The sequence below is a fragment of the Sinorhizobium sp. KGO-5 genome, assembly GCF_036245905.1.
In the GTDB taxonomy this organism is placed as follows: domain Bacteria; phylum Pseudomonadota; class Alphaproteobacteria; order Rhizobiales; family Rhizobiaceae; genus Sinorhizobium; species Sinorhizobium meliloti_A.
Genome location: NZ_BDIZ01000001.1, coordinates 1156542 through 1169466 on the forward strand (window position 1 = coordinate 1156542; position 12925 = coordinate 1169466).

Annotated in this window: 17 protein-coding genes; 7 read left to right on the forward strand and 10 right to left on the reverse strand. The window is 62.3% G+C overall.

Annotated elements, in window-relative coordinates; genetic code table 11:
- Nucleotides 1-117: 117 nt before the first annotated feature.
- A complete protein-coding gene (gene rsiB2 / locus BHD07_RS05435; protein ID WP_018094288.1) occupies nucleotides 118-915 on the reverse strand; it encodes a PhyR-type response regulator RsiB2 in 798 nt (265 codons plus the stop codon).
- Between the two features lie 247 nt (nucleotides 916-1162).
- Here rsiB2 and BHD07_RS05440 point away from each other — a divergent pair, with 247 nt between their 5' ends.
- Complete coding sequence (locus BHD07_RS05440) at nucleotides 1163-1351, forward strand: NepR family anti-sigma factor (RefSeq protein ID WP_018094289.1); 189 nt, start codon at nucleotides 1163-1165, stop codon at nucleotides 1349-1351.
- Between the two features lie 77 nt (nucleotides 1352-1428).
- Here BHD07_RS05440 and BHD07_RS05445 read toward each other — a convergent pair whose 3' ends face one another.
- Nucleotides 1429-1677: a YMGG-like glycine zipper-containing protein gene (locus BHD07_RS05445; RefSeq protein WP_003527142.1), complete on the reverse strand. Its 249-nt coding sequence runs from the start codon at nucleotides 1675-1677 to the stop codon at nucleotides 1429-1431.
- Nucleotides 1678-1849: 172 nt separating this feature from the next.
- Between BHD07_RS05445 and BHD07_RS05450 the strand changes: the two genes are divergently transcribed.
- The 3 genes from BHD07_RS05450 (at nucleotide 1850) to BHD07_RS05460 (ending at nucleotide 4044) form a co-directional block, all read left to right on the forward strand.
- A complete protein-coding gene (locus BHD07_RS05450; RefSeq protein WP_234819184.1) occupies nucleotides 1850-2239 on the forward strand; it encodes a hypothetical protein in 390 nt (129 codons plus the stop codon).
- A gap of 146 nt (nucleotides 2240-2385) precedes the next feature.
- On the forward strand, nucleotides 2386-2550 hold the full coding sequence (locus BHD07_RS05455; RefSeq protein ID WP_003527150.1) for a DUF1328 domain-containing protein: 165 nt from the start codon (nucleotides 2386-2388) through the stop codon (nucleotides 2548-2550).
- A 240-nt stretch (nucleotides 2551-2790) separates the two neighbouring features.
- Nucleotides 2791-4044, forward strand: coding sequence for an NAD(P)/FAD-dependent oxidoreductase (locus BHD07_RS05460; RefSeq protein ID WP_100669483.1), 1254 nt, complete (start codon nucleotides 2791-2793; stop codon nucleotides 4042-4044).
- A gap of 157 nt (nucleotides 4045-4201) precedes the next feature.
- On the opposite strand, the gene BHD07_RS05465 is transcribed toward BHD07_RS05460, so the two are convergent.
- The 4 genes from BHD07_RS05465 to BHD07_RS05480 form a co-directional block, all read right to left on the reverse strand.
- Nucleotides 4202-5161 carry a substrate-binding domain-containing protein gene (locus tag BHD07_RS05465; protein ID WP_338278293.1) on the reverse strand — a complete coding sequence of 320 codons (960 nt, stop codon included), beginning with the start codon at nucleotides 5159-5161 and terminating at the stop codon, nucleotides 4202-4204.
- Between the two features lie 30 nt (nucleotides 5162-5191).
- Nucleotides 5192-6235, reverse strand: coding sequence for an ABC transporter permease (locus BHD07_RS05470; protein WP_338278294.1), 1044 nt, complete (start codon nucleotides 6233-6235; stop codon nucleotides 5192-5194).
- A complete protein-coding gene (locus tag BHD07_RS05475; protein WP_100669477.1) occupies nucleotides 6232-6999 on the reverse strand; it encodes an ATP-binding cassette domain-containing protein in 768 nt (255 codons plus the stop codon). The genes BHD07_RS05470 and BHD07_RS05475 overlap by 4 nt, the downstream gene beginning before the upstream one ends.
- Nucleotides 7000-7136: 137 nt before the next feature.
- Complete coding sequence (locus BHD07_RS05480) at nucleotides 7137-8480, reverse strand: M20 family metallopeptidase (protein ID WP_338278295.1); 1344 nt, start codon at nucleotides 8478-8480, stop codon at nucleotides 7137-7139.
- Between the two features lie 429 nt (nucleotides 8481-8909).
- On the opposite strand from BHD07_RS05480, the gene BHD07_RS05485 reads away from it, so the two are divergent.
- The gene (locus BHD07_RS05485) at nucleotides 8910-9158 is read left to right on the forward strand and encodes a hypothetical protein (protein ID WP_018094292.1); all 249 of its coding nucleotides are present in this window, start codon (nucleotides 8910-8912) and stop codon (nucleotides 9156-9158) included.
- 24 nt (nucleotides 9159-9182) lie between these two features.
- On the opposite strand, the gene BHD07_RS05490 is transcribed toward BHD07_RS05485, so the two are convergent.
- Nucleotides 9183-9752 (reverse strand): MgtC/SapB family protein, encoded by a 570-nt coding sequence (locus BHD07_RS05490; RefSeq protein ID WP_100669473.1) that lies wholly within the window; start codon nucleotides 9750-9752, stop codon nucleotides 9183-9185.
- 125 nt (nucleotides 9753-9877) lie between these two features.
- Nucleotides 9878-10300: a hypothetical protein gene (locus tag BHD07_RS05495; RefSeq protein ID WP_338278298.1), complete on the reverse strand. Its 423-nt coding sequence runs from the start codon at nucleotides 10298-10300 to the stop codon at nucleotides 9878-9880.
- Nucleotides 10301-10604: 304 nt separating this feature from the next.
- Between BHD07_RS05495 and BHD07_RS05500 the strand changes: the two genes are divergently transcribed.
- Nucleotides 10605-11261 carry a hypothetical protein gene (locus BHD07_RS05500; RefSeq protein ID WP_338278300.1) on the forward strand — a complete coding sequence of 219 codons (657 nt, stop codon included), beginning with the start codon at nucleotides 10605-10607 and terminating at the stop codon, nucleotides 11259-11261.
- A gap of 199 nt (nucleotides 11262-11460) precedes the next feature.
- Nucleotides 11461-11826, forward strand: a complete 366-nt coding sequence (locus BHD07_RS05505; RefSeq protein ID WP_018094296.1) for a hypothetical protein — start codon at nucleotides 11461-11463, stop codon at nucleotides 11824-11826.
- Here BHD07_RS05505 and BHD07_RS05510 read toward each other — a convergent pair.
- Both BHD07_RS05510 and BHD07_RS05515 read right to left on the reverse strand, forming a co-directional pair.
- A complete protein-coding gene (locus tag BHD07_RS05510; RefSeq protein WP_338278302.1) occupies nucleotides 11810-12097 on the reverse strand; it encodes a hypothetical protein in 288 nt (95 codons plus the stop codon). The genes BHD07_RS05505 and BHD07_RS05510 overlap by 17 nt on opposite strands.
- A gap of 7 nt (nucleotides 12098-12104) precedes the next feature.
- Nucleotides 12105-12917, reverse strand: a complete 813-nt coding sequence (locus BHD07_RS05515; protein WP_275596720.1) for a DUF899 domain-containing protein — start codon at nucleotides 12915-12917, stop codon at nucleotides 12105-12107.
- Nucleotides 12918-12925: the final 8 nt, after the last annotated feature.

Genomic DNA, 12925 nt, shown 5'->3' on the forward strand with positions numbered 1-12925 from the left:
CGAATCTCAACAGGCCTTAGAGCACTTCCAGGAAAAGCGTGTAACGGCTTTCCGTCCGGAAGCGCGTTGGACCAAAGGGTTGGAGCATTTCAGCGTTTCCATGAAACATGAAGTGCTCTAGCTCGCTCCGGCCTGCGCATGTTCGTCGAAGAAAAGAGCCTGACTGATCAGCGCCTTCACGGTTTCCGGGTTGAAGGGTTTGGTCACCAGAAAGGCCGGCTCGGGTTTCTTGCCGGTCAGTAGCCGTTCGGGAAAGGCGGTGATGAAGATGACCGGTACGGCCGCCTGCGTCAGGATGTCGTTGACCGCGTCTATGCCCGAACTGCCGTCGGCCAGCTGGATATCCGCGAGCACCATTTTCGGCGATGTCTGGTGATAGAGATCAAGCGCCTCGCGGCGCGTGCGGGCGATGCCGGTGACCCGGTGACCGAGGCTCGTTACCATGTCCTCGATGTCCAACGCGATGAGAGGCTCATCCTCGATGATCATCACGTCGGTCGCGATCTGGCGCGAAATCTCCTCCGAGGCGCTGGTCAGCAGCTTGCCGAAGGCGCCGTGGTCCAGCCCCATGATTTCCGCTGCCTCGCCGGTCGAGAAACCCTCAAGGGCGACGAGAAGGAATGCCTGCCTCTGGGGCGGCGCGATGAGGGAGAGATTGGAAGCCGCCTTCTGCTCCCATGCGAAAGGCGAAGCGAGCTGAGTTCGGTCGATCTTGAGTTTTCCGAACAGGGAACAGAACAGCTTGTAAAGACCGATGCGATCGTTCGACGCGGCCGGGAAAAGCCCCAGATCGTCGATCAGCGCTTCGAGCACGGCAGAGACATAGGCATCGCCGGCTGCCTGCGAGCCGGTGACGGCACGGGCGTAACGCCGAAGATAGGGGAGGTGGGGCGCAATCCTTGTGGAAAGTGGCATTTAGACCTTCCTAAACTATTGTGCATATCTTGCCGACGGCGCAAGCAGGATACCTCAAATGTTTTGAGCACGTATTCCGGTTTATGGAAAGCCTTGAGAAACGATCGCGGCAAATGAATTGGGCGACCGGCTGCTGCGACCTTGGATGGGATTGGCTGAAGCTTATTCCGACAGGCACGAAAAGCGCCGCATCAGGGTACCGCGGATCTGAAATGGCGCGGAACTGCAGCCCGCACGGAACGGGAAGATGAAGAAGTCCTCAAAGAAAGGCGCCGTGCCAGCGGGGATCGACCGCGCCGAGACGACGCAACCTCACGGTCAAATCGCTTCGAAGCTGAAGGCGCTCTACCAGGCGGTGGAGAACGAACCCGTGCCGCAGCACTTTCTGGACCTTCTGCACCGTCTGGATGAGGCCGAAGAACGACCGCGTGAGTGACGCCGCAGCTTTCACGCTGGCGGCCACCGACAAAACGAGCCGCGCCGGCAGGAGCGCGGCTCGGAGAGCTATCCGTATCAGCAGCGCGCCGTGTAGCGGCGGCCGTAGCGGTCGCGATAGACGCAATAGCCGGGCTCGTTCGCACGACCGATAAGGGCACCGGCGACACCGCCGACAGCGGCACCTACCGCAGCTCCCCTGACATCATTGGATATGGCACCGCCGATGATACCGCCGGAGGCAGCGCCGATTGCCGCACCTCGTTCCGTTTGCGTGCAGGCAGCCAAGGGAAGGATCAGGCTTGCGACGACGAGTAACTTCTTCATGACGCGTTCCTATTCAGGGTTGACACAGAACTGCTGGAGATGCCGAGCATAGTCTTCGTTGGAAATGCGCACCGAGGCATGGCTGGAGCCGCTGCGATGCTCATCTGAGCGTCGGTCCCCACTGGAGGGGTGGTCACAACAGGCGCCGCCAAGGCTTGCATTCCCATCTCCCATGGATGCCGCCGCCGCGGCGCTTGTTATTGTCGCCAAAACGCCGATTGGCGCCTTTTGTTCCGCGCGCGATGACGCCGGCGCGCATGCCTGTTGCCGGAGGGACACGGAGCGGTCGTCATTTATGCGACTGGCGTTCGGCACGTTCCAGAGTTTCGAGCAGCGCCTGGATCCGCTTGTTGTACTTTTCCTCGGAGTGCCGCTGAAGGTCGCGCATCGTCCTGCCGATATGGAGATTCCGATCACGCAGATCGGCCTGATAACGGCCCGCATCGTTTACGGTCTTCCAGATATGTCGCGATGGTATCTTCATTGTCTTCCTGGAGATTCTTTCAATCCGAACAACGCCAAGCGCTTTCGAAGGTTCCTCTCGCTTGCACGCGAAATATAAGTTCCGTTCTATTTGCGGTTCTCTTGGTTAATCAATGCTTTCTGAACCGGGCAGACACCCTCGCACCGCGCAGCCACGGCCGGCCCGGGAACAAAGGCGAGCCGACACGCGTTTCGATTTCGATAACGCAGACAAGGAGATAGCAGATGCTCTATTACGCTCTCGTGTTCCTGATCGTCGCGATCATCGCCGGCGTCCTCGGCTTCGGCGGAATTGCCGGCGCTTCGGCGGGAATTGCGCAAGTCCTGTTCTTCCTGTTCCTCATATTCCTCGTGATCTCGCTCGTAGCGGGTCTCATCCGCCGAACGTGAGCCTCCAGGCGGGGCCTGCCGCCCGCAAAATTGGTGCCGATCGAAAAAGGGGTGGAGCTCTCGTCTCCACCCCTTTCCAGTTGTGGCGTGACGCTCTGTTCCCTTGCCCTGTCGGGTCCGCTTGGCTATTCATGCGAATATCCGCCGCGCATGTCAGGACACCATCTCCCATGAAATCCCTGGAAGTTGTCGTCGTGAAGTGACGCGGCACGGCGGCATGACGGATAGGAGCATCTGCACATGAAGACGGACGTAGTGGTTCTCGGTGCCGGCATTGTCGGCATTTCCAGCGCGATCCATCTGGCTAGGCTTGGAAAGTCGGTGGTGCTTCTGGATCGGCGCGGCGCCGGGGAGGAAACGTCCTTCGGCAATGCAGGCCTGATACAGCGCGAGGGCGTCTTCCCCTACGGCTTCCCGCACAATTTCGGAGCGCTTTTCCGTTACGCCCTGAACAACACGATCGACGCCAGCTATCACTTCCGTGCGCTGCCCAGTCTCGTGCCGTTCCTCGCGCGCTACTGGTGGCACTCGGGCTTCACCCAGCACCAGAAGATAGCCCATCTTTATGCACCGCTTATCGAACATTCGATTGCGGAACACCAGGACCTGATCGACGCGTCCGGCGCCGGCGACCTCATTCGCAAGGATGGTTGGATGAAGGTTTTCCGCACCGAAAAGGAGCGGGACGCGGCCTATAAGGACGCAGAACGGCTTTCCGCCGGGTTCGGAGTCAATCACCAGAAGCTTTCGACCAGCGAGCTGAAGACGATCGAACCATCCATCCAGGTCGAACTCGCCGGCGGCCTGCGCTGGACGGATCCGTGGTCGATCCGCGATCCGCACAGCCTGAACAAGGCATATCTCGCCTACTTCCAGTCGCTCGGCGGCCGGCTCGTTTCCGGCGATGCCGCGACACTGGAGCACATTCTGGAAGGGGCGGGCTGGCGTGTCGCCACACCGGACGGCCCGTTGGAGGCGCGGGAGGTCGTCGTCGCGCTCGGGCCGTGGGCCGATACGGTGACGCGAAAGCTCGGCTACCATTTCCCGCTCGCCGTGAAGCGCGGCTACCACATGCATTACGGCGCCCGGGAGGGCGCTCAACTCAACAACTGGGTGCTCGACGCCGAGAAGGGATATTTCCTGGCGCCGATGCTGCGCGGTATCCGGCTGACGACCGGCGCCGAGTTCGCACTGCGCGATGCGCCGAAAACGCCGGTGCAGCTGACGCGGGCAGAGCGGGTCGCTCGCGAATTCTTCCCGCTCGCCGAGCGGCGCGACGAGGAGCCGTGGATGGGCGCGCGGCCCTGCACGCCCGACATGATGCCCGTTATCGGCAAGGCTCCGCGACACGAAGGCCTCTGGTTCGCCTTCGGCCACGCGCATCACGGCATGACGCTAGGGCCGGTCACCGGCCGCGCGCTGGCACAGGCGATGACGGGTGAGAAGCCCGTGATCGACATCGCGCCGTATCGGCCGGAGCGCTTCCTCGCATAGAGGATGAGGAGGAGTGTGTTCGATGGTCTTCGCTTTAGCCGAGCCAAAACCATCGTGATCTGGAGTGCCCTTTGTGCCTCCGACTGGACCACGGGCTCACCAAAGGCATAAGACGGGGGCGAGATTGTCGGCCCCCGCCTGTCGCCTGAACTTTCGATCAGATGCAATTTCCCTTGTAGAGGTATTTGGCGACGTCCGGCTCGGCGATGTTCGCCTTGGTCGCGGTTACGGTGCCGGTGCCTATCGGCGTCTCGACGGGCTCGCCTTTGACGGCAGCGACGGCCTGCTTGAAGCCAATATAACCCATCTCGAAGGGCTGCTGGATGACGAGAGCGTCGAGCAGACCTTCGTTCAGGGCCTCGATCTCGGCATCGTCGGCATCCACTGCGACGGCGACGACGCTGTCGGCGGTGTCGGTTGAACGAATGCCGCCGGCGACGCCGATCGCCGGGTTGTTGGACTGTGATACGACGCCGATGAGGTCGGGATGGGCGCTCATAAGCGACACGAAGGCCTGCTGCGCCTTCGGTATGTCTTCACTGGCAAACTGATTTCCGATGTAGGTAAGGTTCGGATGATTTTTGATCTCTTCCTCGAAGCCCCTGATCCGGGCATCGACGGTGGAGATGCCGGGAATGCTGTTGATCTGCGCCACCTTGCCGGGCTTTCCTTCCAGTGCTTTCGCCAGCGCCTTGGCGGTTTCCCGGCCGACACTTTCATTGTCGGTGCCGACCACGGCAGCCAGTACAGACGGGTCATCAAGGGTGGTGTCGACGGCAACGATCTTGGCACCGTTGGCCGCCGCCTCCATAAGCGGCGCGATCAGTGCGGTCGAGCTCGTCGGATCGAGCACGATGGCGGAAGGACTCGTCGCCATGACGGAGTTCAATACGGGGATTTGTTCGGAAGCTGAGTAAGTCGGGGCGGCCTGGATGTTGACCTTCACGCCTAGCTCCTCAGCGGCGGCGCGGGCGCCGCAGGCGATGGCCTCATGGAAGCCGCTGTTCCGCTGGCCGAGAACCAGCGACACGCTGATGTCGTCCGAAGCCGCGGCGACTGTTGCCGACAGCGTGGTGGCGGCAAGCAGGAAAGCAAGTCTCTTGGTCATCTTCGTCATTGTGTTCCCTCTTGTGGTTGTGGTTGGAGGTCAGGAGGAGCGGGAGCGGCGTCGGTACTGGTCGAGCAGCACGGCCGCGAGAAGGACGATGCCCACGGCGACTTCCTGCCAGAAGCTCGGCAGGCCGACGATGATCAGGCCCGAAGCCAGGACGACAGGGATGAACACCCCGGCTGCCGTACCGTACATGGAGCCGACGCCGCCGAAGAGGCTTGCGCCACCGAGGACGACAGCCGTGATCGCCTTCAGATTGTCCATGGCATGGCCCGAAATCGTCGTGGACGAGAAGCGGGCGAGGGTGAGATAGCCGGCCAAGCCGGCACAAACGCCGGAAATCACATAGATCGATACGATATGCCGATCGACCTTGATGCCGGCGCGGCGCGCGCCTTGCTCGTTGGATCCGACTGCATAGGTATAGAGGCCGAAGCGGGTCATATGCAGAGCGATGCCGGCGATGGCCGTAAAGACGCAGGCGATCAGCACGATGACCGGAATGCCCCCGAGACGGCCGATGCCGATCGAGGTAACGATTGATCGAGGCACCCCGGTCAGGTCGACGCCGCCGGTCATCAGCCGGGCCAACCCGAGCGCGATGCCCATGCTGGCAAGTGTGACGATCAGCGGCGTAAGCCGGGCTCTGGCGATGAGGAGGCCGTTGACGAGCCCCCAGATCGCTCCGGAGGCAAGCGACACGACAAGCCCGAGCACCGGCACCCAGGACGCATCCGAGCCAGTTGCACGCATGGCGATCAGCGACGCGACGCTTGAGAAGACAAGCACGGCGCCAACCGACAGATCGATACCGGAGGCGATGATGACATAGGTCATGCCCACGGCGAGGATCATCATCATCGAAGCCTCGATCGCCATGTTCCGCAGGTTGATACCGCTCAGAAACGCGGCGGGCGCCATGACCGTGAAGATCGCTATGATGATGATAAGCGAACCGAAGATCATCAGTTCCGGACCGTCCAACAGCCGGCGGATCAGGGGCTTTGGCGGCGAAGTGTCATGCAGCATGGAAGGCTGGTCCTTGGTCGTCGTGTGGTCGGATGCGGTTTCGACGGTCATGCCGCGGCTCCTTCGCGTTCGAGGGCGCCGGTCATCGCTGCGACGAGCTCGTCGGAGGTAACCGCACCGGTGGCATAGGTCGCAACGCGACGACCGTGGCGAAGCACGGTGACGCGGTCCGACACCGCAAGGACATCCGGCATGCTGTGGCTGATGAGCACGACGGAGATGCCGGTGTCTCGAACGCGGCGGATGAGGTCGAGCACGTTGCGCGTCTGCGCAACGCCGAGCGCTGCGGTCGGTTCGTCCATGAACACCACCCGTTTCGCCCACATCAGCGCGCGTGCAACCGCGATGCCCTGACGCTGTCCGCCGGAGAAATTGGCGACGGCCGCGCGCAGGTCGGGAACGCGCACGCCCAGACGGGTAAAGGACTCTTGGGCCCTGCGCCGCATCAGCGTCTTGTCGAGAAAGCCGAGGCGGCCCATCAGTCCGGGGGCGGCGATCTCGCGGCCGAGATAGAGGTTCTGCACCGCATTGAGATCGACCGCCAGCGATAGGTCCTGGTAAACGGTTTCGATGCCGTGTGTGCGTGCGTCGAGCGGGCTGTCGAAATGGACCGGCTTTCCATCGACAAGGATCTCGCCGCTGTCCGGCTGGAGCACGCCGGAAAGAATCTTGGTCAAGGTCGATTTGCCGGCACCGTTGTCGCCGATGAGGGCGACGATTTCGCCCTCATGGACATCGAAACTTGCGCCTTGCATGGCGCGCATCTGCCCGAAGCTTTTTTCGATATTGCGAGCAGCGAGGATCGGGGTTGTCATGGCAGTCTCCAGACTAGAAAAGCGATCATGGTTCGTCGGGCTCCAACAACGTTCAGGTGCGCGTTGCACGGTCGGCGCCACCCGACGGTGCTTTCCGCTCGCCTCCATGGCGGGTGTCGGTTCGAAAGCAGCAGCAGTCAGTTGGCGAGTCCACACCACTCGACGATGGCGCGGGCATAGATGCGGGCGCATTCTCGCCATTCGCGCATGTTGATGCGTTCATCGACAGCATGAGCGTAGCGGATGTTCCCGGGGCCGAGCACGATCGCTGGAATGCCCTGAGCCTGAAGGAAGGACGCATCGCTTACGGCATTGAAGGAAGCGGTTTTGGCCCGCCCTGGGGGGAGGGCACCCAGCACTGCGGAACGGGCCTCGACGAGCACGTCTATAAGTGGGTGATCCGTCGGAACGTCTGCAGCAGGCCAGTGGCTGCGCCAGGTGAATCTCGGCGGGTTGTCGCGAAGCCAGGGGTCGAGTTGGGCCGCGTGGTGCACATGGCGCTCGATTTCAGCCTTCACCGCCTCGGGGTCTTCTTGCGGCGCGTACCAGACGAGGTAGCCGACATAGGCATGGTCGGCCATGTAGCCGACGCTCGGAACACCGACATCGCCGTGGAACACGCCCGGCACGAGCGAAAACAGCCCCGGCGGAAAGGCCGGATGGCGTTTGCTGATACCCCACTCCTGTTCGAGATCCTGTAGCGCTTGCACGACCTTGATCAGTTTCTCGACGGCGTTGACGCCGGCGCTCGAGCCTTCGCCGCCGGCGCGGATAGCGGCCCCGCGGTTGCCGGCATGGGTGCCATGACCCTTGACCGAAATTTCAAGGTTGAAGTTGCCGGCCGAGACGGGAGCGATCGTCAGCGGCTCGGGTTGGGAGGAGGGTTCGGCAACGATGGCCGCATCGGCCCGGAAGCCGGCTTTGATCACGGCTGTCGTGCCGTTTTCGTGGTCCATCGTCTCTTCGCCGACGACGGCATGGACCTGCAGGTCGCCCTTCAGCAGGACGCCGGCCTCCTTGAGCGCCGCGATGGCGAGACAGGCAGCGGCAAGGCCGCCCTTCATGTCGGTGGACCCGAGAGCGAAGAGCTCCTCTCCGCGCCGTACCGGCTTCCACGGATCTCCGGAAATCCAGGCTTCGGGCTTGAACGGAGCGACCGTGTCGACATGGCCGTTGAAGAGCAGGGAGCGCCCGCCGCCGGTGCCCTTCAATACTGCCGCCAGATTGACCCGCTGCGGATCGACTGCGATGTCATGGAGTTCGAAGCCGAGGTTGAAGAGATAGGCGCCGATGAGGCGCGTACAGGCCGTCTCTCCGCCGATCACGGTTTCACAGGCAATGCCGGGAAAGCCCGGATTGATGCTGTTGACCGACACAAGCTGCTCAAGAAGGTGCTCCGCGCCGGGGGCGAGGCGGGCAATCGCGTCGTCGATGCGTTGAGAAAGTGCAGAAGCCTGCACGCCTATTTTGGGTGAGTGCATATCCGGTCCCAAGTTTTCGTTCCCGCAGGCCGTTTCTTGTTCTCGGCCGGCGCCAGGAGGCTTGCCGGCCGCTCGCCCTAGGCGCGGTCCTGTCGAATGAAAAATTGCGCAATTGTCAGACATCTGTCAACAAAAAATATGAGCGACCGATCTCAGGAACGCGCAAACGGGCGCTGCGTTAAGCCGGCCGGGCCTGCCTCGGCTGCAACGGCAAGTGATTTATTCGGGCGGAGACGAAAGCTAAGGTGAATGTCAGTTGTCTTACAACAAGGTGATTTGAGGCCGCGCCTTTATGAGGAGAGGCGATCGTCATAGCTTTTTTTGTTCTGGCGCCGGAACCAACCTGGTCTTCGCGTGTTTCTCCTCCGGCTGACCGCGAGAGTCGGCCGGCTTGGGCTTTGCCCGGCCGCGGGAGGAGTTTCAAACACGATGAGCAAGCACACGGTGGAGTTTGCCGGCGAGGCTGTCGGTGCGCTGATCCCGGAGAACGGCCGATTGCGGTTCATGGCCGTGAAATTCAGCGTCTGGTCCCTGGAAGGCCAGTTGTTCGCGACGCCGGACGAAGCCCGTAAGGCCGTTGCTGTCATTCATGGCCTGAAGGAGGGTAGGTCGGTCTTCGACAACCGTCCGCTCCCCTTGGGTGGGTATCAGACAACCCCAATTTCCGAACTGCGCTGATCGGGCGGCCATTGGCGGCTCCGATCATCGTTCGCGCACATCGACCCGGTCTCGTGGCCGGTCTTCTCCTGGATCTTCATTCTTCTGCGACGTAGCGTCCGCGTCGAACTCGTCCGGCGCCTTCCACTGCAACGCCACCTCCAGCCGGCCGAGGACAAAGAGCACGACGAGGCTCGCAATGGCGGCGAAGGCCGCTATCAGCCAGAAGCCGAACCCAACCCCGAGACCGACGGCGCCGGCAAGCCACATGCCAGCGCCGGTCGTCAGGCCCTTCACCTCACCCTTCGAAAAGACGATCATGCCGGCGGCGAGAAAGGCCACTCCCGCGGTTACGGCTTCCACGACGCGAATGGGATCGATGCGCACCTCGGGGCCGGAAAGGCTTTTCATGTGCACGCTTTCGATGGCGACCACCGCGAAGATCGCGGAGGCGAGGCTGACGAGAATGTGGGTCCTGAGCCCGGCCGGCCGCTGCCGCTTTTCACGCTCGACGCCGATCATTGCACCGAGCAGGATGGCGCCGAAGAGCCGCGCGAATATCACTGAATAAGGTGTTTGGGTATCGACAAGGATGTCGTTAAAGACTTCGTTCATGAAAGACGAACGCGCTCCGTCACTCGACCGCTCGGGGCGGATCTGATTGCAGAAGTGCGGGATGGCGCGGCAAAGCGCGTCATCCCGCTCGACTTCATCCCGCTCGACAAGAGGCGTTCGTCGATCTACTGCGCAGGAGTGCTCTGCGGCTGGGCCGGCGTGGCAGGTGCTGCCGGTGCAGCGGGCGTCTCGGGCGCTGCGGGGGTCTGGGTCTCAGGTGCTGCCGGTGCCGTCGTTCCGGCGGGCGGCGTCGCCTGGTCCGTAGGTGCGGTCTGATCCGTAGGCGCGGCAGCCGGCGGGGTGGCGTCGGGAGTCGTCTCGGATTGGCTCGGCGCGACCGGCTCGTTCTCGGCGTCCCTTGTCAGCTCTGCCGGCAGCCAGGCGATCAGCGCGAGTATCAGGCCAGCAAGAATGATGACCAGCAAAGGCCAACTGCTACGGCGCGATCTGGTCACGGGCGCTTCCGGGTCCCGCGGCGTCGGTTGGCCGGTGGCAGGATCGAGCGGCGGTTTCTCCCGCAATTCTTCGTGCTGGTTCATGACGTACATCCTTTCTCTCCGTCACCCCGCCTGCAAATCGCCTTTGCATAGATCCCCAAATCAGCATGACCTAAGGGGAGGGGTTCCGTACCACCGCAAGTAAATTGCGGCCTCATCGCGCCCCGGTAGGCACACGACGCAACGATTAACGTCCGAAAACCTGCAAGGTTCCGTTGTGTTCGGAACCGTGCCGCCCGTCTCCGGCAACCTCGCCGGGAGATCCGCAACCGCCGGTCGCGTCTTGTCATAAAACTGTCACAAAGGCAGCTGACCGTCCCCGGTGGCATGGCTGGGGCTGTTGCGGAGGATCGAGATGGATGTCGAAGGCATCACCACGGCCAAAGCCCTGACACGCGACAGGCGAATACAGGGTGATTTCCACTACGCCCTTCTCGTCATCTGCTCCTGCATCGTGCTGTTGACGTCGATGGTCATCGCCGATCGGCTTTTCGGCATCGACTACTACGACCTCGTACGCGACCCCAACGCGATTGCCGGGCAGCCGAAGTATTTCGGGCTGGTCTCCAATCTCGGCGTCATTCTCTGGTTTACGGGAGGGATTGCGGCTCTCCAGGCCTATTGGTCCGGCGCAGGCTTCGGCGCGCCGCATCTGCGACGCACGCTTCTCGCCGGCGGGCTCTTTTCCGGCTTGATGGGCATCGACGATCTCCTGATGCTTCACGAGGCGATTGCCACGGCGGGCGTCCCGGAGCCGCTTGTCCTTGTTCCCCATATGCTGTTGCTGGCGACGCTCTGTTATCACGCCTGGTTTGTCCGCCGGGATATTCAGTGGGTCCTTCTTGCCGCCGCCGTCGCCTCGCTCGGCTGTTCCTTCCTGGTGGACGCGGTCTCGGAGCACTTCGCCGGACTGGTTTTCGTCGAGGAGGGCTTCAAGATCCTCGGCATCATGTTCCTGGCCGTCTTCCTCAGCCTCACGAGCCATGCGGCACTGAAAACGAAGCGCCGCTGAAACGCAGCCGCTAGGGGGAATGCGGGCCTGTTGCAGGAGCTTCCAAATCTGCTAGATCATAACGACCTTGGGCCGCGTCGGCCTAAAGTCACGAGCATGCTCGATTCGAACAGGTTGTGAAGCGGGATTCGGGCTGAAAAGCGCACACACTTTTCCTCGTCCCGCTCTACACCATCCTCTGGGATAGGGGCTGAAGACGATGCAGATGGCGAGATTGGCTTGCACTGGTCTGATCCTTGCCGTGTCGGGGGCTGAAAGGCTCCATGCCGAACCGCTTTATACGGTGGCCGACCTTGGAGCCGCGCTTGGCAGATGCTGGACTCCGCCGCAAGGCTTCACGGATTCCTTCGTCACCCTTAGGTTCGGGTTCCGCGGCGACGGTACGTTGATGGGCCCGCCCCGGCCGACTGCGATCAAGGTGAACGGCGACGAAAAGCAGCGGCAGGCATTCGTGACCGCCGCCACCGAGGCGCTGCAGAATTGCGTGCCGCTGGAATTTTCGAAATCACTCTCCGACGAGATCGCAGGCAACGTGTTCACGTTGCAGTTCAAGTCGGCGGAGTGATCCGCGGAAGCGCCGGATCAGCAGCTGGCGCTTCCCGTCTTGCGGAAATCAGCTTCAGCCATGGCGCCAGGTGAAAAACCGACATCAGCAAATACATGCTACTCATTCCGTTCAGCAGCGAAGCGCCCTGTCTCGAAGCGCCCTGTATCGATGAGCAGATATCCGCATCGCCGCCGGCGGCCAGAAGCGCCATAACCGCGAAAGTCGGTGCGGCGGCGAAGCCCAGCCAGTCGCCGAGGCTTCGCACGACGGTACCCGTTGCGAGCCGCATCGGACGGTCACCTTTGGGCATATTCGTCGTGGCGGCGCCACCAGATGCCGTTCTCGTTGCGTCCGAGGGGAGCCCGGTCGAGCCACTGATACATGCCCCATAGCCCATCCAGTCCACGCGCATAGCTGGAATAGGTGTGATAGACGATTCCGTCCTCGAGCGCGAAGGCGCTGACGCCGGGCCTGTCGCGTGTATAGGTGGCGACGTCGGTTCCCGTCATGGCTGCGATCTGTGCGACCGGCCCCTCGCTGCCGCTCGGGTCCCAATCCCGGACTGTCCTGCCCGCGAGCGGCTCAGATGCCGGTTGTTCGGGGATTGGCGGCTCGCGGCGAAAATTATACTCGATGCCGCCCTCGCGCTGTTGTTGTTCGGTGAACCAGACGCAGAAATCGCGGTTGAAGTCGCCATCGTCCGAAGAAGCCCAGGGGAAGCTCCATCCCAGCCGCTGCTTATAGGCCTTGAGCTTCGCAAGCGGCGCGCGCGAAACCGCGGAGAAGGCGACGTCGTGGTTTTCGAGATGAGCGACGATCCCGTTGAACCCATCGGCGATCGCAGAGCAGGACGGGCAGCCGGCCGTATAGTCGGGGCCGAACATGAAATGATAGACGAGGAGTTGCGAGCGCCCCTTGAAGAGGTCGCGCAGCGAGGCCTCGCCCTCGTCGGTTTCGAACCGGTACGCCTTGTCGATCCGTACCCAAGGCAATTCCCGGCGCCACCGCGCCAGCTCGTCGCTTCGCCGCGTCAGGTTCTTTTCGGCCTCGAGCAGGTCGAGCCGCGCTGCCAGCCATTCTTCCCGTGTTCCGATTGCATGTGCCGTCATCATTCTTC

Excerpts from the sequence above, each read along its gene's own strand:
- rsiB2 (WP_018094288.1), bottom strand. The coding sequence starts at position 915 with ATGCCACTTTCCACAAGGATTGCGCCCCACCTCCCCTATCTTCGGCGT.
- BHD07_RS05440 (WP_018094289.1), top strand. The coding sequence starts at position 1,163 with ATGAAGAAGTCCTCAAAGAAAGGCGCCGTGCCAGCGGGGATCGACCGC.
- BHD07_RS05445 (WP_003527142.1), bottom strand. The coding sequence starts at position 1,677 with ATGAAGAAGTTACTCGTCGTCGCAAGCCTGATCCTTCCCTTGGCTGCC.
- BHD07_RS05450 (WP_234819184.1), top strand. The coding sequence starts at position 1,850 with ATGGATGCCGCCGCCGCGGCGCTTGTTATTGTCGCCAAAACGCCGATT.
- BHD07_RS05455 (WP_003527150.1), top strand. The coding sequence starts at position 2,386 with ATGCTCTATTACGCTCTCGTGTTCCTGATCGTCGCGATCATCGCCGGC.
- BHD07_RS05460 (WP_100669483.1), top strand. The coding sequence starts at position 2,791 with ATGAAGACGGACGTAGTGGTTCTCGGTGCCGGCATTGTCGGCATTTCC.
- BHD07_RS05465 (WP_338278293.1), bottom strand. The coding sequence starts at position 5,161 with ATGACGAAGATGACCAAGAGACTTGCTTTCCTGCTTGCCGCCACCACG.
- BHD07_RS05470 (WP_338278294.1), bottom strand. The coding sequence starts at position 6,235 with ATGACCGTCGAAACCGCATCCGACCACACGACGACCAAGGACCAGCCT.
- BHD07_RS05475 (WP_100669477.1), bottom strand. The coding sequence starts at position 6,999 with ATGACAACCCCGATCCTCGCTGCTCGCAATATCGAAAAAAGCTTCGGG.
- BHD07_RS05480 (WP_338278295.1), bottom strand. The coding sequence starts at position 8,480 with ATGCACTCACCCAAAATAGGCGTGCAGGCTTCTGCACTTTCTCAACGC.
- BHD07_RS05485 (WP_018094292.1), top strand. The coding sequence starts at position 8,910 with ATGAGCAAGCACACGGTGGAGTTTGCCGGCGAGGCTGTCGGTGCGCTG.
- BHD07_RS05490 (WP_100669473.1), bottom strand. The coding sequence starts at position 9,752 with ATGAACGAAGTCTTTAACGACATCCTTGTCGATACCCAAACACCTTAT.
- BHD07_RS05495 (WP_338278298.1), bottom strand. The coding sequence starts at position 10,300 with ATGTACGTCATGAACCAGCACGAAGAATTGCGGGAGAAACCGCCGCTC.
- BHD07_RS05500 (WP_338278300.1), top strand. The coding sequence starts at position 10,605 with ATGGATGTCGAAGGCATCACCACGGCCAAAGCCCTGACACGCGACAGG.
- BHD07_RS05505 (WP_018094296.1), top strand. The coding sequence starts at position 11,461 with ATGCAGATGGCGAGATTGGCTTGCACTGGTCTGATCCTTGCCGTGTCG.
- BHD07_RS05510 (WP_338278302.1), bottom strand. The coding sequence starts at position 12,097 with ATGCGGCTCGCAACGGGTACCGTCGTGCGAAGCCTCGGCGACTGGCTG.
- BHD07_RS05515 (WP_275596720.1), bottom strand. The coding sequence starts at position 12,917 with ATGACGGCACATGCAATCGGAACACGGGAAGAATGGCTGGCAGCGCGG.